The following is a 19,354-nucleotide window of genomic DNA, read 5'->3' on the forward strand; positions in this document are numbered from 1 at the left end:
TCCACTCACAGCCGAGGCACGGAAAGCGCGCCGTCGACATTGATGATCGAACCGGTCGAAAAGCCCAGTCTCCCGGCAGCGAGCGCGGCCACCATGGCGCCGATGTCGGAAACTTCGCCCCAGCGTTTCGCCGGCACCAGGCCGCCGTCTATCAAAGCGTCGTATTTGGCGGTCACGCCCGCCGTCATGTCGGTGCGGATAATGCCCGGCCGCAGCTCGAACACGCCGATGTTTTCCGGGGCGAGCCTGAGCGCCAGATTCTTCACCCACATCGAAAGCCCTGCCTTCGATATGCAATATTCGGAGCGTTCCGGCGAGGCCATCTCGGCGCTGACCGAGGTGATGGTGATGATCGATTTCGCTTCATCGCTGGGCTGGCGGAGCATCGCCTTGGCGACCGCCTGGCTGAGAAAGACGGTGCCCCGCAGGTTGACGCCGATCGCACGGTCGAAATTGTCGGGTTTGAGGTCCAGCAGGTCGCCCCGCACCACGGCGCCGACGCCGGCATTGTTGACCAGGCAGTCTATGCGGCCGAAGGCGCGCATGGCGGTTTCGACCAAGGCGGCGTGGCTGGAAAGATCGGCGATGTCGCAGCTGACATAGGCGAATTTGGCGCCGCGTTTGGCGACGTCTTGCGCAAGCTCGTCAGCGGGTTTCGCGGCAACATCGGCGACAAGGATGTCAAAGCCGGCATCAGCGAGTGCCTGAGCGCAGGCAAGACCAATTCCGCGCGCGCCGCCGGTGACGATGGCTGCGGGGCGGGTCATCGGATACTCATCCTTATGTCAGCGCCGCCCCTCATCGCCCTGCCGGGCACTTCTCCCCGTATAGTGACGGGGAGAAGGACGCTGTTATCGCCTGCTTCACCATGCGCCAGCATTGCAGAAAAAGCGCCGAGATTGCGGCCAGCGTGCTTCTCCCCGTTTACGGGGAGAAGGTGCCGGCAGGCGGATGAGGGGCGGCGCTGACCGATCATGCGGCGAGGTCCGTCTTGCGGATGTGCTCGGCGACGCGCAGCGCCTGGGCGGCGATCGACAGCGCCGGGTTGACGGCGGCCGAGTTCGGCAGAAAACCGGCGTCGACGACGAACAGGTTCCGGTGATCGAAGGCACGGCAGAACGGATCGAGCGGCGACGTCGCCGGATCGTCTCCCATTTTCACCGTGCCGCACTGGTGCGAGGGCGTGCGTTTGTCGAAAGGGCGCGACAGCACCAGGGGATAACCGCAGGCGCGAAAATTCTCGCGCATCACCTTGGTCAGCCCGTCGAGCGACTGCATATTGGAGCGCCGCCATTGCATGACGATGTCCTTGCCGTCGGCCATGATGCGGCTTTCGGGATCTGGCAGGTCCTCGCACATCAGGTACCAGTCGACCGCATGGCCGGCCATGAAATCGAGCGCGAATTTCGGCACTCGTTTCACATTGGCCTTGAGCATGTTGCCGTCGATCTTGCCGAGAAGCTGGACATTGCCGAGCGGTTTGCCGCCCTTGCCGTCGGAGAGGTAATAATCGTTGAGCATCAGCGTCTTCTGGTAGACGGCATCGTTCCGGCGGCGCGGATCGATCGCCAGCATGGCGCTCGAATTGTGGTTCATGAAGTTGCGGCCGACCTGGTCGGAGCGGTTGGCCAGGCCCTTGCCGCCCCCCTTGCCATTGCTGGGTGAGGGCGAGCGCAGCAGGATGACCGCTGAATTGACCGCGCCGGCCGACAGGATAACCAGTTTTGGCGACAGCTTTTTCAGCTCGCCGCTCTGGCGGTAATGAACCGCTGATACGGTTTTACCGTCCGGAGCAGTCTCGAGATATTCGACATGGGCGCCGGTTTCGAGCTTGATGTTAGGATCGTTCAGTGCCGCCGCCAGCGGTGCGGTCTGGGCGTCCATCTTTCCCTGGCCAGTGTTCGGAAAAGCGTCCCAGCCGGTCCTGCCTTCCCTGAGCCAGGTGTCGATATCGACGCCGAGCGGCAGCGAGGCCGGATGCAGGCCCAGCCCCTTGAGCTTGGCGCGGGCACGGGCGATCGGCGCCTCGTCCGGCACTGGCTTGTAGGAATAGGGGATCGAGTGGAACGGCTCGGTCGGGTCCTCGCCAAGCGTGCCGCGCACGCGGAACAGCTGCTCTGCCCTGGAATACCAAGGCTCGAATTCGTCATAGGAAAACGGCCAGGCCGGCGAGACGCCGCCGAAGTGCTCCATGGCGGAGAAATCCTCTTTGCGGTAGCGGATCAGCACCGCGCCGAAGAATTTCGAATTGCCGCCGACATAGTAGTAATTGCCCGGGTTGAATGCGGCGCCACCGGCCTCACGCCACATCTCCTTCGGCCGGTAGTGGCCATCAACGAAAATCGAGCGCGTGTCGCGTGCATGCGGCGTTGCCGGCAGCGGCTCGCCGCGTTCCAGCATCAGGATCGAGGCGCCGCTGCCGGCCAAGCCGGAGGCGATCGTGGCGCCGCCGATGCCGGAGCCGATGATGACGATATCCGGGTTTGTCATGGCCTAAAGCGCGCCGCTTTTGAATGGACACATGCGACGCGCTTTAGGTCTATTGTCTTGATGCATGTCGTTGCCCCAAAACCGGACCCACTTTTGGTCGACGCACATCAGCGGATACGGCTCTCGGTCGCCGGATCGAAGAACACCGCCTTGGTCAGGTTGAAGGCGAGCGGCGTGTTGGTGCCGGGCTGGATGTTGGCATCTGCGCGCAGCCGCGCCACCACGCCTTTGCCGCCGAGGTTGGTGACGGCGAAGGTATCGGAACCGGCCGGCTCCACCACCTCGATATGGCAATCGGCGGTGGCGATTTGCGAGGCGTTGCGCTCCGCGCCTTCCGGATCGGTGAGCGCCTCGGGGCGAACGCCGAAGATGACCGGCTTGCCCTTGAACGCCGACAATCCGGCCGGGGCGTTGGCCATCGGCAGAGTGATCGGCTGGCGTGCCTCGCGATCGAGCACGACGGCCAGGTCGCTGCCATTGCCGTCGATGGTCGCCGGGATCAGGTTCATCGCCGGCGAACCCATGAAGTCGGCGACGAAGACATTGCTGGGGTTGTTGTAGATCTCGGCCGGCGTGCCGAATTGCTGCACCTCGCCATCGCGCATGACGGCGATTTTGGTCGCCAGCGTCATCGCCTCGATCTGGTCGTGGGTGACATAGACGATGGTTGTGCCGGTGGTGGCATGCAGGCGCTTGATCTCGATGCGCATGTCGACGCGCAGCTTGGCGTCGAGGTTGGACAGCGGCTCGTCGAAAAGGAACAGCTTGGGGTCGCGCACCAGCGCCCGGCCCATGGCGACGCGCTGGCGCTGGCCGCCCGAAAGCTGGCTCGGCTTGCGGTTCAGCAGATGGCCGATCTGCAGCACCTTGGCCACCTTGTCGATCGCCTTCTGGCGTTCGTCGGTCGGCACGCCGCGCATCTCCATGCCGAAGGAGATGTTCCCGGCGACCGTCATGTTGGGGTAGAGCGCGTAGCTCTGGAATACCATGGCGATGTCGCGCTTGGACGGGTGCAGATCCGTGATGGTGCGGCCATCGACGCGGATATCGCCGGAGGTGATGGTCTCCAGTCCGGCGATGGTGTTGAGCAAGGTGGATTTGCCGCAGCCGGAAGGGCCGACCAGCACCAGGAAGCCGCCCTTTTCCAGTTCGAGATTGATCCCCTTCAGGATCTCGACCTGGCCGAAACGCTTCCTCAGACCATCAATTTCCAGAAAAGCCATTGGGTTATCCTTTGACCGCGCCCGCCATCAGGCCACGCACGAAATAGCGGCCGGCGAGCACGTAGACGAGAAGGGTGGGCAGTGCCGCGATCATCGCGGCCGCCATGTTGACGTTGTATTCGACGACGCCTGTCGAGGTGTTGACGACGTTGTTGAGCGCCACCGTCATCGGCATGGCGTCGCCGGTGCCGGCATAGGCGGAGGCGAACAGGAAGTCGTTCCAGATGTTCGTGAACTGATAGATGACGGTGACGACGAAGATCGGCATCGAATTCGGCAGCATGATGCGCCGAAAGATCTGGAAGAAAGAGGCGCCGTCGACCTGCGCGGCCTTGACCAGTTCGGTCGGGAACGCCTCGTAATAGTTGCGGAAGAACAGCGTGGTGAAGCCGATGCCGTAGACGACGTGGACGAACACCAGGTTCACCGTCGGGTTGCCGAGGCCGAAGCTGGTTCCGACCGTGTTCTGCAGCGTCACGCCGAACCGGCCGAGGCTGCCCAGGATCGTCGCCATCGGCAGCAGTACCGACTGGAACGGGATGAAGCAGGCAAACAGCATCAGCCCGAATACCAGCGTCGCGCCGCGAAAACGCCATTTGGTCAGCACGTAGCCATTGAGCGCGCCGAGCATGGTCGAGATCAGCACGGCCGGAACCACCATCTTTATGGAGTTCCAGAAATAGCCCTTGATGCCGGCGCAGGTGAGGCCTACGCAGGTCTCACCCCAGGCCTTCAGCCAGGGGTCGAAGGTCGGCGCCTTTGGCAGCGCCAGCATGTTGCCGTTCTGGATCTCGTCCATGGTCTTGAACGAGGTCACCAGCATGACGAACAGCGGCATCAGGTAGAACAGTGCGAACAGCGCCAGAAGCCCGTAGATGACGATGCGGTTGACAATCTTGACGTTGACGCCGCCGCTGGCCCGGCGGGCGGGAGTGGTCACGGCGCTCATCGCGATTTCTCCCTAAGTTCGGAATAGAGATAGGGCACGATGATGGCGACGATGGTCATCAGCATGATCACGGCGCTTGCCGAACCGACCGCCATTTCGTTGCGCTTGAAGGTGTATTCATACATGAAGTTGGACGGCAGCCAGGCCGAGCCGCCGGGGCCGCCGCTGGTCAGTGCCACGACCAGGTCGTAGGATTTGATAGCTAGGTGCGCGAGCACGATGAAGGCCGACAGGAAGATCGGCCGCAAGAGCGGGATGACGATGCGGCGATAGAGCTGGAAGGTGGTGGCGCCGTCGATCTGCGCCGCCTTCATGATCTCGCCGTCAATACCGCGCAGGCCGGCCAGGAACATCGCCATGATGAAGCCGGAGGCCTGCCAGACGCCGGCGATGACCACGGTGTAGATGACGAAATCCTTGTTCTTGATCCAGTCGAAATGGAAGCTCGTCCAGCCCCATTGATGCAGCGTCTGTTCAAGACCGAGGCCGGGGTCGAGGAACCATTTCCAGGCAACGCCGGTGACGATGAAGGAGAGCGCCATCGGATAGAGATAGATGGGGCGCAAAACGCCTTCGCCGCGAATCTTCTGATCGAGCAGGATGGCCAGGAACAGGCCGAGCGCCAGGCAGATCAAGATGTAGAGAAAGCCGAAAATGCCCATATTGGTGATCGACGTGTACCAGCTCGATGGCGGGTCGGTGTCGAAGGTCCAGCCCCACAATCGCTGATAGGCGCGTGCGCCTGTTATGGCATAGGACGGGAAGGTCTTGGAGTTGGTGAAGGACAGATAGATCGTCCACAGGATGAAGCCGTAGACGAAGACGATGGTGATGGCGAAGCTCGGCGCCAGCACGATCTTGGGCAAGGCATCCTGCAGGCGCGAGCGCACCGAGGTGCGCGACCGCTCCGGCGTCAGCTTGATCTGGGTTGTCGCTACACTGCTCATGGGGTTCCTCCCGTCGGCATCCGGCCGATCGGCCTCACGGACCGGAAACCTTCCCCGCCGGAGCGGGGAAGGTGTTTGTGGCCGGCGCTTACTTGGCGTCGTCGATCGCCTTGACCAGTTCGGTCACGGCTTCGTCCGAGGTCTTGATCTGACCGTGGACAAACTTCGAGATGACGTCCTTGTAGGCATTGGCGACAGCCGGAGGCGCGCCATAGCCCTGGGCCAGCGAGCCGAACAGCGTGCCGCCTTCATTGGCCTTCTTCAGGTCGGCGATACCCTTCTTGCCGCAAGCGTCGAAGTCGGTGTCAGGCACGTCGGTGCGGGCCGGAACCGAACCCTTGACGACGTTGAAGGCCGACTGGAAGCTCTTCGACAAGGTGGCGGTGGCCAAAGCGACCTGGGCGGCCTTGCGGTCGTCCGGAACGTTGAACATGCCGAACATGTCGGAGTTGTAGATCACCGAGCCGTCGGTGCCCGGGAAGCGATAGCAGAGGAAGTCCGTACCCGGTGTCTTGTTGGCGGCGTGGAACTCGCCCTTGGCCCAGTCGCCCATGACCTGCACCAGCGCATCGCCCTTGATGACCATGGCGGTGGCCAGGTTCCAGTCGCGGCCAGAGAAGTTCGGGTCGACATAGGTGACGAGCTTGGCCAGATTGTCGAACGACTTCTTCATCGTGTCGGACTTGAGCGACGCGTCGTCGAGGTCGTTCATCGCCTTCTTGTAGAACTCAGGTCCGCCGGTCGACAGCACGACGGAATCGAACATGGTCGCTTCTTGCCAGTTCTGGCCACCAAGCGCGAGCGGGGTGACCCCGGCCGCCTTGGCCTTGTCGAGCAGGGCGATGAAATCATCGAAAGTCTTCGGCTCGGTGCCGCCGATCTTGTCCATCACCGCCTTGTTGATCCACAGCCAGTTGACGGAGTGGACGTTGACCGGAGCGGCAACCCACTTGCCGTCATAGACGGAGAACTTCTGCAGCGCGGCCGGAACCGACTTGTCCCAGCCTTCCTTCTTCGCCGTCTCGGTGAGGTCGCCCATCACGCCGGCAGCGGCATAGTCGAGCACGGTGTAGCCGAGCATCTGCGAGGCGGTCGGATAGTTGCCGGCCGCGACCATCGCCTTCAGCGCGGTCATGGCGGCATCGCCGCCGCCGCCGGCCACGGGAACGTCCTTCCAGGCATAGCCTTCCTTGGCCAGATCGCCCTTGAGCACGTTGAGAGCAGCTGCTTCGCCGCCCGACGTCCACCAATGCAGCATCTGCACTTCCTTGACGTCCTCGGCATGGGCCGCGAAAGCCAGGCCCGAAGCGAGCGCCGTTCCGATAAGCAGTTTGCGCAACATGTACTTCCTCCCTTGTTGCATTACACGACCGGTGGCAGCCCACCGGGTTCTTCCCAACTCAGCCGACCCACCAACCGGTGCGCTGGCCGCGATGAAACTGGATTGTCTTTTCCTCGGTATAATCCTCGACAGCGCGCTTGCCGAGTTCGCGGCCCAGACCGGACTGCTTGTAGCCGCCGAACGGCAGTTCTGGATAACCTTCCATGAACGTGTTCACCCAGACCGTCCCCGAACGCACGCCCCGCGCCACCGACATGCAGGTGTCGATGCTGGCGCTCCACACACCCGCCGATAGACCATAGGGCGTGTTGTTGGCGATGCGCAACGCCTTTTCAATCGATTCAAAAGTCAGCACCGAGAGCACTGGTCCGAACACTTCCTCGCGTGCGACCGCCATGTTTTCGGTGACGTTGCGTAAGATCGTCGGATCGAGATATTGGCCGGCATTGGAAGGGCGTTGCGCGCCGCCGCTGTAGATGCTGCCGCCCTCGCTCGCGGCGGCCGCGACGTAGTCGGTCACCTTGGCCAGATGGTCGGACGAAATCATCGCGCCGACCTTGGTGAGGTCGTCGAGCGGATCGCCCACGGTTACCCTGGTGGTCAATCCCTTCACGGCGTCCAGGAAGTCGTCGGCGATCGCCTCATGCACGATCAGCCGGCTGCCGGCATTGCAGCACTCGCCGGCGTTGAAGAAGCCGCCGAATACCGCGGCATCGGCAGCGGCTTTAAGATCGGCATCGGGGAAGACGATCTGGCCGTTCTTGCCGCCGAGTTCCATCGAAACTTTTTTAAGGGAATTCGAGGCCGCGGCCATGGTCATCTTGCCGACACGGGTGGAACCGGTGAACGAAACCATCTCGACCAGCGGATGGCTGACCATCGGCGCGCCGACATCGGCGCCGAGACCTGCGAGGATGTTGACGACTCCAGCGGGAACGCCGGCTTCCAACAGGATATCGCCAAGCACGAAAGTCGAGGCCGACGTCATTTCACTTGGCTTGACCACGGCCGTGCAGCCGGCGGCGAGCGCGAAAGGCAGTTTCTGGCTGACGATGAGGAACGGGAAATTCCACGGCGTGATGATCGAGACGACGCCGATCGGCTCACGCAGGACGACGCCCAGCATGGCATCGCCGAGATTGGCGTAGCTTTCGCCGTGCAACGTTCGGGCCAGTGAGGCGGCATAGCGCCAGATGTCGACGGCACCGCCGATCTCGCCGCGCGCCTGGGCGATCGGCTTGCCGGATTCCAGCGCATCGAGCCGGGCGATGTCTTCCAGCCGGATCTCGATCAGGTCGGCGGCCTTGAGCAGGATCGCGGCGCGTTCGGACGCTTTCATGCGCGGCCAGGGGCCGGTCTCGAAGGCCCTGTGCGCCGCCTGCATCGCGGCTTCCACTTCGGCGGCACCCGCCTGAGCATAGTGTGAAACCATGAAGCCGTGGCCGGGGCTCTTGCGTTCCAGCATGCGGCCATCGCGGGCATCGACATGCTTGCCGTCGATCAGAAGCTTGTATGCCTTGGGCGCCACGGAGGCCTCGGCAGGCATGGAAATCTTCAGAGGTGCATTCATGTGATTTCCACTCTGTCCTACGAACGCGAAAACACGGGCTTCTGCTTGGTCTTGAAGGAGCCGACGCCGGCCTTGAGATCGCTGGTGAGCGCCATGAAGCCGCTGGCCAAGGCCTCTGTCGCAGCGGCACTTTCCTCGCCTTCCGCCACCGCAATCATCAGCTTGGCGGCTTCGGTCGCCAGCGGTCCGCGTTCGGCGATTTTTTCAGCCCAGATCCTGGCTTCATCCGACGCCTTGCCGGCTTCGACGACGCGGTCGACGATACCCAGCGCAAGCGCTTCCGGCGCCAGGAAAATCTCGCCACCGAGCGCCATGCGCCGCACCGTCTGCGCACCGAAGCGGCGCACGGCGCGTTGCGTGCCCGACCAGCCGGGCACAACGCCGATCGAGGTCTCGGGGAAGCCCAATTTCACATGCGCCTCGGCGACGCGGAAATCACAAGCGACGGCCAGTTCCAGCCCGCCGCCAAGCGCGTGGCCGGACAGCACGGCAATGGTTGGTTGCCTGAGGCGCGCCAGCCGATCGAAGACACGATGGCCATAGCGCACCCATTGCACCTGGAAATCAGCGGCGCTCATTGCGCCCCAGGCCTCCACGTCACCGCCGGCGCAAAAGCCCTTGCCTTCGCCGCGGATGAGCACGACGCGCACGCCTTCGGCGATCTCCGCCTCGTCCAGCGCCGCTTCCAGCGCGCGCAGCATCGGGATATCGAGCGCATTGAACTTTTCCGGACGGCACAAGGTGACAATGCCGATCGCGCCATCCTGCTCGAAGGTGACGAGGCGCTCAGCCATGCGCGCCTCCGAGCGAGGCGCCGCCATTCAGCGACAGGCCAATCGGCCGATCCTGGTAGAGCGCCGCCGGCGTCAGCTTGAGGTCGTTGGCTACGTTGAGCGGGATCTCGGCCTGCGCCAGCACATCGCGCTCGAGGTCGATGCCCGGCGCCAGTTCCGTCACCATCAGCCCATCGGGCGTCAGCTTCATGACGCAGCGCTCGGTGACATAGGTGATGTCCTGTCCCTGCGCGACGGCGCGCTTGCCGGAGAAGGAGATGTGCTCGACCTCCTCGACGACTTTCTTGACCTTGCCTTCCGCGTCGATGCGGATGCCGCCATTGGCGAGCGACAGCTTTGCCCCGGCATTGAAGAAGCCGGAAAAAACGATCTTCTTCGCCCGTGACGTGATGTCGACGAAGCCGCCGGCGCCGGCGGTGACATGCGGCCGCGCCGAAAGCCTGGACACGTTGACCGAGCCGTGGCGGTCGATCTGCAGGAAGGAGAGCAGCGAAGCGTCGAAGCCACCGGCCTGGAAATAGATGAACTGGTGCGGCGAGGGCATGATCGCCTCGGCGTTGGAGGCGCAGCCGAACTTGAAGTCGAGCAACGGCACGCCGCCGACCGCGCCCTGTTCGATCAGCCAGGTGACCTTGCCGTGCTGGCCTTCTTCCAGAAGAATACGCGGCACGTTGGCCGAAATGCCGAAGCCGATGTTGACGGCCATGCCGTCGCGAAGCTCCATGGCGACCCGGCGCGCGATCACCTTTTGGACATTCATCTCGGCATTGCGGAAGCTCGACAGCGGCCGGAAGATCTCGCCGGAGATTGCGGGATCGTAGGGCGTCAGCGTCGTCTGCAACTGATCCGGCGCAATGACGATATGGTCGACCAGCACGCCCGGCACGCGCACATCATGCGGCTTCAACGTGCCGTTCTCGACGACGCGTTTGACCTGCGCGATGACGATGCCGCCATTGTTGCGGGCGGCGAGCGCCTGCTCCAGCCCGCCGAGATAGGCCCCCTCATGCTCGTAGGTAAGGTTGCCGCGCTCGTCAGCCGTGGTGGCACGGATGATCGAGACCTGCGGCACGATGGCGCGGAAGTAGAGCCATTCCTCGCCGTCGAATTGCTGCACCGACACGATCGGCTCGGCGGCGGCGGCGTTCATGGCGCAGCCCTGGTGGCGCGGGTCGGCGAAAGTGTCGAGGCCGACCTTGGTCAGCACGCCCGGTCGCTTGGCGGCGGCCTCTCGGTGCATGTCGAACAGGATGCCGGACGGCACGTTATAGGCGGCAACTGCATTGTCGCCGATCATCTTCCAGATTTGCGGCGGCTCGGCGGAGGAGGGACCTGACGGATAGGAGCCGCACAGCGTACGCTTCAAGAGGCCGGGCTTCGCCAGATGATCGATGCCCTTGATGCCATACATGTCGCCGGCGGCGATCGGGTGCAGCGTGGTGATATCCTTCGGATGGCCCTCGCCATCGAAGCGTTCGCCGATCGCGGCGAGCACGGCGTCTGGACAGCCGAGGCCGCTCGACGAGGACACCGAGACGACCATGCCGTCCTTGATCAGGCTGGCGGCCTGCGCCGATGAGACGACCTTGCTCAATTCATGCTCCCGAGTTTCGGGTCGATCTTGACGGTCCTGCCGGAAGCCGCCGATTGCAATGCCGCCTCGGCCGCGGCGAGCGACCAGATGCCGTCTTCTCCGGTGGCGGAAGGCTGGCCCTCGCCACGGACCGCGGCATGGAACCCGCGTACCGACCTGGCGTATAGATCCTCGCGGTCGAAGCTCAACTGTTCTTCGCCGCTGGCGGTGCGCAGGAGGACCGAGCCGGCCGGCTTCTGCGTCATCACATCGCGGGCGATGAGCGAGCCCTGCGAGCCGTGCACCTCGAAGCCGGTGTCGGCAAACCTGGTGGTGAACCCCTCATGCGATTGCGCGATAAGGCCCGATTTGAAGCGCCAGACGCACATGGCGCCATCTTCCAGCCCGCTCCCGGCCATGCCGGCGGATTGCGTGAAAGCGGAAACCTCGACCGGATCGTCGCCAAGCACGAAGCGCAGCGTGTCTGCATCGTGCACGGTGATGTCGAGCACCACCCCGCCGCCCGCCTCGGGCCTGGCGATGCGCCAGCCCTGCAGGTTTTCGGGCAGGTAGACGGAATGGAAGACACGCGCGGCAATGGGGTTGCCGATGCGGCCCGCGGCAACGGCGTCGCGCATGGCACGGTGCGCGCCGGCATTGCGCAGATGATGATTGGTACCGAGCACGATGCCAGCCTCCTTGGCCGAAGCGACCATCTTGCGCGCGTCATCGCTGGTCAGCGCCAGCGGCTTCTCGCACAGCACATGCTTTCCCGCCTTGGCGGCGGCCAGCGCCTGTTCGAAATGCAGTTCATTGGTGGTGGAGATGTAGACGGCGTCGATGTCCGATCCGAGCAAGGCGTCGAGATTCGATACGGCGGCTGGAATGCCATTTTCCCTTGCATAGGCCGTGGCGCGTTCCGCGCTGGAACTCATGACAGCCGCGATCTCGCCATCGGGTTGAGCGCGAATGGCATCGATCATGAATTGCCGGGCGATCGTGCTGGCGCCGATCAGCCCCCATTTGACGCTCATGGCGCGGTTCCCGCTGCCACGGGCCTTTTTCGCGTGCGGCGATCCGGGCCGCAGCTTTCCCTGACCACGAGATTGACGGCGCCGACATGATCCTCGGCCCGCGTGGTGCGCGACTGGATCATCTTGATCATGACGTGGGCCGCGCGTTCGCCGAGACCGGCGGAGTCCACCGCTACGCTGGTCAGCGGCGGCATATAATGTTCGGCCTCGACCACATCGTCGAAGCCGACGACAGCGAAATCCGCGCCCGGCTCAAGTCCGCGCTTGCGCAGCGCCAGCATGACGCCAAAGGCAACGGCATCGTTGAAGCACAGCGCCGCGGTCGGCGGCTCGGCCATTGCCAGCGACGTTTCCAGACAGGCCATGCCGCCCTTGCGGTTGGTCTCGCCCTCGATGATAAGCGCATCGCGGGCGTCGATGCCGAGCGTCTCGCAGGCCTCGCGAAAGCCGCCCAGGCGCTCATGATAAACGACGAGGTCGGACGAACCGCCGAAGAAGGCTAGGCGGCGATGCCCCTTGCCGACGAGATGCGAAGTCGCGAGATAGGCGCCCCGATGATTGTCGGGAGCAATCACCGGAATGCGGCTTTCAGGCAGCCGGCGCATGGCGAAGGCAATCGGCAGACCGGCTATTTCCAGCCGCCGGAACGCCCCTGGCGTCGTGCCGCGCGCCGGGGAAACGATGAGCCCGGCGACGCCCTGTTCCATCAGAGACTTCAGCACTTCTTCCTGGCGCACCGGATTTTCGGCAGTGTTGGCGATGAAGGGCACGATGCCGGCCGACTGGAAGACCCGCTCCATGCCGACCGCCATCTCGGCGAAGAACGGATTGGTGAGGTCGTTGATGACCATGCCGATGACGTTGGAGTGGGCCTTGCGCAGATTGGCGGCGCCGCGGTTATAGACATAGCCGACATCCTCGATCGCCTTGCGCACCTTGACCGCGGTTTCGGGGCGGATCAGGCCGCTGCCCTGGAGCACGAGCGACACCGTCGATTTGGACACGCCTGCTTCGCGGGCGATGTCGAAGATCGTCGCCTTCGGCCGGCTGGCCATCCAGATATCCTCCCCGGTTTTTTCAATCGAATTTATTGGAACGTTCTAATCCTTGCTCCGAGGATGAGTCAATCAGGATTTTTCTCTAGGAAGAGCAGCAGGTCATATGTGGTCAAACGATATGCTACCCAAGGGGTCGTTGTGTTGCAACGCAGCATCGCTGGCCGTCCATCTCAAACCTTAAAGGTTCTTGATTTATTGGAACGTTCCATTTAGGAGACACGAAAGGGAGAGATCCATGGACATTGCCTTGCCTGGCGAGGGTGGCCGCAGCACACCCTACGCGCTTGTCGGACAGCCGGTCCAGCCGGTGACCGGCGCGCGGTTTTCGCGCATCGCCTATGCCGCCGCGCATGTCGTCGCCGATCCGCTGGGAATGACAGATCCATGGTCGCGGCCCGTTGTCGATTGGGACAGGACGATGGCGTTTCGTCATCATCTATGGCGGCTCGGCTTCCGCATCGCCGAGGCAATGGACACGTCGCAGCGCGGCATGGGTTTCGATTGGACGAATGCGCAGGAATTGATCCGCCGTTCAATCGCGGAGGCGCGGACCGTCGCTGGCGCCGATCTCGCCTCGGGTGCGGGCACCGACCATCTGGCGCCGTCGAAGGCCCGGACGGTCGACGACGTGGTCGCCGCCTATGAGGAGCAGTTCGCTTTCATCGAAGGCCAGGGCGGCAAGGCGATCATGATGGCCAGCCGCGCGCTGGCGGCCGTGGCGAAGGGGCCGGACGATTACGCCCTGGTTTACGACCGCATATTGGGCCAGCCCTCCGGCAAGGTCGTCCTGCACTGGCTGGGCGACATGTTCGATCCGACCTTGAAAGGCTACTGGGGCAGTGACGATTTCGAGACCGCGCTCGATACGGTGATCGCCATCATAGAGCGCAATGCCGGCAAGGTCGAAGGCATCAAGATATCGCTGCTCGACGCCGGCAAGGAAGTGGCGCTCAGGAACCGGCTGCCGGACGGCGTGATGATGTTCACCGGCGACGACTTCAATTATCCCGAGCTGATCGCCGGAGACGGCAAGCGGCACTCGCATGCGCTGCTCGGCATTTTCGACGCGATCGCACCGGTCGCCAATGCCGCGCTGGCGAAGCTGGCTGCCGGCGATCGTGCCGGCTACGACGCGCTGATGGCGCCGACCGTGCCGCTGTCACGAAAAATCTTCGAGGCGCCGACTGAATATTACAAGGCCGGCATTGTCTTCATGGCCTGGCTCAACGGCCACCAGGACCATTTCTCGATGGTCGGCGGCATGCAGTCGGCGCGCGGCATCCGCCATTATGCCGACGTCTTTCGCCTCGCCGACCAGGCAGGATTGCTGGCCGACCCCGACCTTGCCCTTTCGCGGATGAAAAGCCTGTGTGCTGTCGCGGGGGCCTAAAACGCGTTTCGCGATCGGATCACCCGTCGTCCATTCCGGTGAGCGCCAGGACGCTCGCGCCATTATGCAAGGTCCGAATATCTGGGTTGGATGGTGGGCGTGACAGGGATTGAACCTGTGACCCCTGCAATGTCAATGCAGTGCTCTCCCGCTGAGCTACACGCCCATCCGAAGCCGCGCATACACCATTTTTGGTCAGGCGCGTCAATAGCAGGAAAAGAGGAAAAACACGTCTTCCCGCCGCGGCTGTGGACCGACGCCGGCGGCTTGCGAAAGGCGGTTCAAGCCGCCTGCAGCATCTTCTCGACCTCGTTGACCAGATCGCGCAGGTGGAAGGGCTTGGACAGCACCTTGGCGTCTTTCGGCGCCTTGGAATCCGGGTTCAGCGCGACGGCGGCAAAACCGGTGATGAACATGACCTTGAGATCGGGATCGATCTCGGTGGCGCGACGCGCCAGTTCGATGCCGTCCATCTCCGGCATGACGATGTCGGTCAGAAGCAGCGAGAACGGTTCCTCACGCAGCCGCTCATAGGCGCTGGCGCCGTTGTCGAAATCGCTGACCTGATAGCCGGCGCGCTCCAGCGCCTTGACGAGGAACCGACGCATATCGTCGTCGTCTTCCGCCAGAAGAATGCGTGCCATGTTATCCCGTCCGAATCACCCGCCGGAGACTGCCGTGGGGCAGGCCCGTTAACCATCCTGTATATGAGGAGGTGAGAGTAAACATCAAGTGAACGCGGACGCGCCTGACCCACATTTGCCCAGCCGCACGACCGCCGAAATGCTGGACATGCGGCCAGCAAGGTGGCAGTTTCATGCCATGATGCACTGGTGTTTTCGGGTTCGTTCAAATTGAAGACGGCAGCCGAGGATTTTTCGGTCTTTCCACCCTTCGAAATCCGGTCGGGCGCCGAGCAGCGCGTCCCCTTCCTTTTCAACTCGCCGCATAGCGGCCGCTACTATCCCGAACGCTTCCTTGCCATGGCAAGGCTCGATCGCAATGCCATCCGCCGCTCGGAGGATTGCTATGTCGACGAGTTGTTCGGCGGCGCCGTGGCGCTCGGCGCGCCGCTGCTGGCGGCGAATTTCCCGCGCGCCTATCTCGACGTCAACCGCGAGCCCTGGGAACTCGACCCGCGCATGTTCGCCGAGCCGGTGCCGTCCTTCTGCAACATCCGCTCCGCGCGCGTGGCCGGCGGGCTCGGCACCGTGCCGAAGCTGGTGGGCGAGGGGCTCGACATCTATTCGGGCCGCTTGCCGCTCGCCGAGGCGGTTGCCCGCATCGAGGCCGTCTACAAGCCCTATCACGAAACGCTGAAGCGGCTTTTGACCAGGACCCACGCCCGGTTCGGCTTTGCCGTGCTGATCGATTGCCATTCTATGCCAGCGAGTATCCGTGTCGGCGACAACGGGCTGCGGCCGGATTTCATCATCGGCGACCGTTTCGGCATCTCGGCCACCGCGGCCCTGACCGAAACCGCGATCGGCCTGTTGACCGCGATGGGCTATACGGTTGCCCACAACAAGCCTTACGCCGGCGGGTTCATCACCGAGCATTACGGCCGTCCGGCGCGTCATTTGCACGCGCTGCAGATCGAGGTCAATCGCGGGCTCTACATGAATGAGCGGACATTCGAGAAAGCCGCCGGCTTCGACGCGCTGGCCGACGACCTGACGCGGTTTTCAGCCGACCTGATGGCGATGCCGGACCATCATTTCATCGATCTGCCGCTGGCCGCGGAGTGAAGACCACGCCTTGTCCCGTGCGTGCCGTTGCCCAAGATTTTTGTGTGCTTCTTTGGACGGCCCGCTCCAGGAGCGGCCGTGAAAAAAAGACCGCATCGTTTGCACGATACGGTCGAAGTCTAGGGAGGAAACGCCCAAGGAGGGCATGGACAGGAAACCCTGTCCGAGATTGAGGGTATTGTGCAGCGCACAAATGTCAAGCGACGTTTAGGCTTTTTTAATTCAGAGTGATGTGGAAATTGCGTTTCGATGACGTTGGAGTGACATTCCGGCCACAGTTGTCGCGGCGGATAAATCGATAAACAAGCTTGTCTTGGCGGGAAGTCGCGGCAAGCCCCGGCTCGGGCGCGCTGCAAAGCGGGAGAATCAGTTGGACATCAGCATCGATTTCATGCGCCGTATCGCGCAAGCGGCGGCGGCGGAGACCTTGCCGCGCTTCCGCGCCCAGGGCGCGGTCGCCAACAAGGAAAAAGGCAGTTTCGATCCGGTCACGGAGGCCGACCGCGAGGCCGAGCGCGCCATCCGGGCGCTGATATCGGCTGAGTATCCCGACCACGGCATCCTGGGCGAAGAGCACGGCAGCGAGAACATCTCCAGCCGGCATGTCTGGGTGATCGATCCGATCGACGGCACCCGCGCCTTCATCTCCGGCCTGCCGGTGTGGGGGACGCTGGTCGGGCTGACGGTCGATGGTGAGGCGGTCGCCGGCATGATGGCCCAGCCCTTCACCGGCGAGCTGTTCTACGCCAACGCCTCCGGATCACATTATGAGGGGCCGGGAGGGCCCCGCAAGCTGACGACCCGCAAGACGACGAAGCTGGCCGAGGCCACGTTGTTCACCACAACGCCGGCCCTGTTCAAGGGCGAGGCACGCAATCGCTATGACGCGTTCGAGCGGCAAATCCAGCTCGCCCGTTATGGCGCCGATTGCTATGCCTTCGCCATGATCGCCTCGGGGAGCGTCGACATCGTCGCCGATCCTGGATTGAAGCCCTACGACATCGTGGCGCTGATCCCGATCATCGAGAAGGCAGGCGGGGTCGTCACCACCTTCGACGGCGGGCCCGCGGAGAATGGCGGCGATGTTCTAGCGGCCGCGACACCGGAGCTTCATGCCGCCGCCATGGCTGCCCTGCGCGGCTGACATCGCCTCCGGTCGGCGGCTCTCGACCGCTGGAATGCCGCCAGCGTACGCCCATAGGTCTGCCTGAACGCCGCCAGCGCCTCCTTCCTGAAAAAGGGAGTGTCAGCTACGCCCTCTCGCGGAAGAGCCGCGGCCCGTCAGGCTGTCGGGTCATCTGAGCCGGGGACGAAGGCGTCGAAGGCAGCGAGGAATTGTTCGCGGTAGAGATCGGCTTCCTGCAGGATTTCGTGCTTGGCACCGTCGATCATCAACAGCGAACCCAGCCGTAGATTTCTCGCATATGCCTCCACCGCCCTGGTCGAGACGACCTGGTCGGCGCCGGCGGCGATGATCAGCAGAGGCACCTGAATGCGGGCCATGAAGTCGGGGTCGCTGATGGCTGCCGACGCCTTCGCCGCCGCCTGCAGCCAGCGGATCGTCGGGCCGCCGAGCGCCATTTGCGGATATTCTTCATAGATGCGCGTGTTACGGCGATAGCGTTGCGGATCCGATGTAACCTTGTTGGCTTCGAAGGGCAGCGTGTGTCTCGGCCTTGGACCCCAGGCGGCATAGAGCCAGCCGAGCCCAAGGGCGCAGAAAAACGAACAGATCCGGCGCACCGTCGCTATCGAGACCGGCAGGTCGGGCAATGTCAGGAACGGCGCGATCAGCACCATGCGCCGCACGCGGTTCACCATCGACGGCGCGGCAAGCAGCGCGATCACAGCGCCGGCCGAATGGGCGAGGATATAGTACGGTCCGCGGCAGTCCGGCAGCACGATCTCTTCGAAGAACTGCTCGAGGTCAGCCGTATAGTCGCGGAACGACCTGACATAGCCACGCTGGCGATCGCGGATCAGCCTGTCCGAACCGCCCTGGCCGCGCCAGTCTAGGATGGCGACACCAAAGCCGCGCGCGGCAAGGTCACGGATGGTCTCGAAATATTTCTCAATGCACTCGTTGCGGCCGCCGAGCAGCACCACGGTGCCCCGCATCGGCCGCGCCACCGCCGCGAACAGGCCATAACGTATTTTCTTGCCGTCGCGCGTGGTGAAAAAGCCGCCGGTGGCGTTTTCCGGTCGCGGATTGCCCTCGGTTTCGTGGAAGAGCGGAGTGTCGTCGAAAAGATCCGTCATTCGGCGCTTTGTGCTCGTCGTCCTTGCGCGCCAGCCGGTCGCGGCTGGCCTCGTCACGGTGATAGACGCCAACACATCAAAAGCAAAGCAAATCCGGGTTATGGAGGACTGCGACGGGTAAGGCCGGAAGCGGCTTTGAGCGCGCTTCCGGCCCCTGTCGATCCGGGAGGAAGGGACGTTAACACCCGGTTCGGCCTCGTTGCGGCACCTTCGCAGATCCGGCGCCGCCAATCCTTGATCTTGAAAGCCACTTTAGCGCTGGCTGTCTGAACGGGCGCCGAAGCGCTGGTTCATCTGCCGTTCATCAAAGGTTGGCCGCTTCGTTCTTTTTTGCCGTCAAACGAAACTTGAAATGCTTTCGAGCGCTCCCCAGATGTGGGTTGCGGTCGCCAATCGGGGCCGCTGGTCCTCCCGAAACGCCGCTCGCGGGTTTCGCACCGACCATACGCAAACCATGTTGCTCAACAGGAGAACACCTCATGCGTCACGTTGATTTTTCCCCGCTTTACCGTTCGACCGTCGGCTTCGACCGTCTCTTCACCATGTTGGATTCGCTTGCGCAGCCCGACGGCGCGCAGACCTATCCGCCCTATAACATCGAGCGCACCGGCGAGGACTCCTATCGGATTTCGATGGCCGTCGCCGGCTTCTCGGACGAGGAAATCTCGATCGAAGCTCACCGTAACGTGCTGACCGTGAAGGGCGAGCGCAAGGACGAGGGCACCGGCGAGGGTTCCGAACTGCTCTATCGCGGCATTGCCTCCAGGGCGTTCGAGCGCCGCTTCCAGCTTGCCGATCACGTTGAAGTCGTCGGCGCCGCGCTGAAGAACGGCCTGCTCTTCGTCGACCTCAAGCGCAACATTCCCGAAGAGCTGAAGCCGCGCAAGATCGCGATCACCTCGGCTCCGGCCAAGGCCAAGCAGATCGAGGCCAAGACGGCAGCCTGACGACCGCATAAAATCTAAAGTCTCCTCCCG

The 19,354-nt window shown here is 63.3% G+C and carries 17 protein-coding genes and 1 tRNA gene; 4 read left to right on the plus strand and 14 right to left on the minus strand.

All coding sequences use genetic code 11. The features are described 5' to 3' along the window. Positions 1–5 precede the first annotated feature (5 nt). From FJ943_RS10590 to FJ943_RS10640, 11 genes are all read right to left on the minus strand, one after another. Positions 6–767 carry a 3-ketoacyl-ACP reductase gene (locus tag FJ943_RS10590; protein ID WP_140721319.1) on the minus strand — a complete coding sequence of 254 codons (762 nt, stop codon included), beginning with the start codon at positions 765–767 and terminating at the stop codon, positions 6–8. A gap of 205 nt (positions 768–972) precedes the next feature. Then, the gene (locus tag FJ943_RS10595) at positions 973–2,490 is read right to left on the minus strand and encodes a GMC family oxidoreductase (RefSeq protein ID WP_140721322.1); all 1,518 of its coding nucleotides are present in this window, start codon (positions 2,488–2,490) and stop codon (positions 973–975) included. A gap of 107 nt (positions 2,491–2,597) precedes the next feature. Continuing rightward, entirely contained in the window at positions 2,598–3,713 is a 1,116-nt protein-coding gene (locus tag FJ943_RS10600; RefSeq protein WP_140721325.1) for an ABC transporter ATP-binding protein, read from the minus strand. 4 nt (positions 3,714–3,717) lie between these two features. Beyond that, positions 3,718–4,662, minus strand: a complete 945-nt coding sequence (locus tag FJ943_RS10605) for a carbohydrate ABC transporter permease (protein WP_140661773.1) — start codon at positions 4,660–4,662, stop codon at positions 3,718–3,720. After that, positions 4,659–5,609 (minus strand): sugar ABC transporter permease, encoded by a 951-nt coding sequence (locus tag FJ943_RS10610; protein WP_015315823.1) that lies wholly within the window; start codon positions 5,607–5,609, stop codon positions 4,659–4,661. Before FJ943_RS10610 ends, FJ943_RS10605 begins: the two co-directional genes overlap by 4 nt. An 88-nt stretch (positions 5,610–5,697) precedes the next feature. Beyond that, a complete protein-coding gene (locus tag FJ943_RS10615; RefSeq protein ID WP_140721328.1) occupies positions 5,698–6,951 on the minus strand; it encodes an ABC transporter substrate-binding protein in 1,254 nt (417 codons plus the stop codon). A gap of 58 nt (positions 6,952–7,009) precedes the next feature. Continuing rightward, complete coding sequence (locus FJ943_RS10620; RefSeq protein ID WP_140721331.1) at positions 7,010–8,521, minus strand: aldehyde dehydrogenase family protein; 1,512 nt, start codon at positions 8,519–8,521, stop codon at positions 7,010–7,012. A 17-nt stretch (positions 8,522–8,538) separates the two neighbouring features. Then, positions 8,539–9,315: an enoyl-CoA hydratase/isomerase family protein gene (locus tag FJ943_RS10625; RefSeq protein ID WP_140721334.1), complete on the minus strand. Its 777-nt coding sequence runs from the start codon at positions 9,313–9,315 to the stop codon at positions 8,539–8,541. Continuing rightward, positions 9,308–10,909, minus strand: a complete 1,602-nt coding sequence (locus FJ943_RS10630) for an acyl CoA:acetate/3-ketoacid CoA transferase (protein ID WP_140721337.1) — start codon at positions 10,907–10,909, stop codon at positions 9,308–9,310. Before FJ943_RS10630 ends, FJ943_RS10625 begins: the two co-directional genes overlap by 8 nt. Beyond that, entirely contained in the window at positions 10,906–11,922 is a 1,017-nt protein-coding gene (locus FJ943_RS10635) for a Gfo/Idh/MocA family oxidoreductase (protein ID WP_140721339.1), read from the minus strand. The genes FJ943_RS10630 and FJ943_RS10635 overlap by 4 nt, the downstream gene beginning before the upstream one ends. Next, on the minus strand, positions 11,919–12,977 hold the full coding sequence (locus tag FJ943_RS10640; protein WP_140619360.1) for a LacI family DNA-binding transcriptional regulator: 1,059 nt from the start codon (positions 12,975–12,977) through the stop codon (positions 11,919–11,921). The genes FJ943_RS10635 and FJ943_RS10640 overlap by 4 nt, the downstream gene beginning before the upstream one ends. Before the next feature lie 238 nt (positions 12,978–13,215). Between FJ943_RS10640 and FJ943_RS10645 the strand changes: the two genes are divergently transcribed. Continuing rightward, positions 13,216–14,370, plus strand: a complete 1,155-nt coding sequence (locus FJ943_RS10645; protein WP_140721342.1) for a dihydrodipicolinate synthase family protein — start codon at positions 13,216–13,218, stop codon at positions 14,368–14,370. A gap of 91 nt (positions 14,371–14,461) precedes the next feature. Here FJ943_RS10645 and FJ943_RS10650 read toward each other — a convergent pair. Then, positions 14,462–14,536: transfer RNA gene (locus FJ943_RS10650), tRNA-Val, on the minus strand. Between the two features lie 115 nt (positions 14,537–14,651). Then, complete coding sequence (locus FJ943_RS10655; protein ID WP_006199474.1) at positions 14,652–15,014, minus strand: response regulator; 363 nt, start codon at positions 15,012–15,014, stop codon at positions 14,652–14,654. A gap of 162 nt (positions 15,015–15,176) precedes the next feature. Between FJ943_RS10655 and FJ943_RS10660 the strand changes: the two genes are divergently transcribed. After that, positions 15,177–16,118, plus strand: coding sequence for an N-formylglutamate amidohydrolase (locus tag FJ943_RS10660; RefSeq protein ID WP_140721345.1), 942 nt, complete (start codon positions 15,177–15,179; stop codon positions 16,116–16,118). Between the two features lie 370 nt (positions 16,119–16,488). Next, positions 16,489–17,262 (plus strand): histidinol-phosphatase, encoded by a 774-nt coding sequence (gene hisN, locus FJ943_RS10665; RefSeq protein ID WP_140721348.1) that lies wholly within the window; start codon positions 16,489–16,491, stop codon positions 17,260–17,262. A 137-nt stretch (positions 17,263–17,399) separates the two neighbouring features. Here the strand turns inward: hisN and FJ943_RS10670 are convergent, their stop codons facing one another. Then, positions 17,400–18,377, minus strand: a complete 978-nt coding sequence (locus FJ943_RS10670) for an alpha/beta hydrolase (protein ID WP_140721351.1) — start codon at positions 18,375–18,377, stop codon at positions 17,400–17,402. Positions 18,378–18,856: 479 nt separating this feature from the next. Here FJ943_RS10670 and FJ943_RS10675 point away from each other — a divergent pair, with 479 nt between their 5' ends. Continuing rightward, positions 18,857–19,324, plus strand: a complete 468-nt coding sequence (locus FJ943_RS10675; RefSeq protein WP_013893124.1) for an Hsp20 family protein — start codon at positions 18,857–18,859, stop codon at positions 19,322–19,324. The last annotated feature ends 30 nt before the right edge of the window (positions 19,325–19,354 follow it).

The sequence above is a fragment of the Mesorhizobium sp. B2-3-10 genome, assembly GCF_006442275.1.
GTDB lineage: Bacteria > Pseudomonadota > Alphaproteobacteria > Rhizobiales > Rhizobiaceae > Mesorhizobium > Mesorhizobium australicum.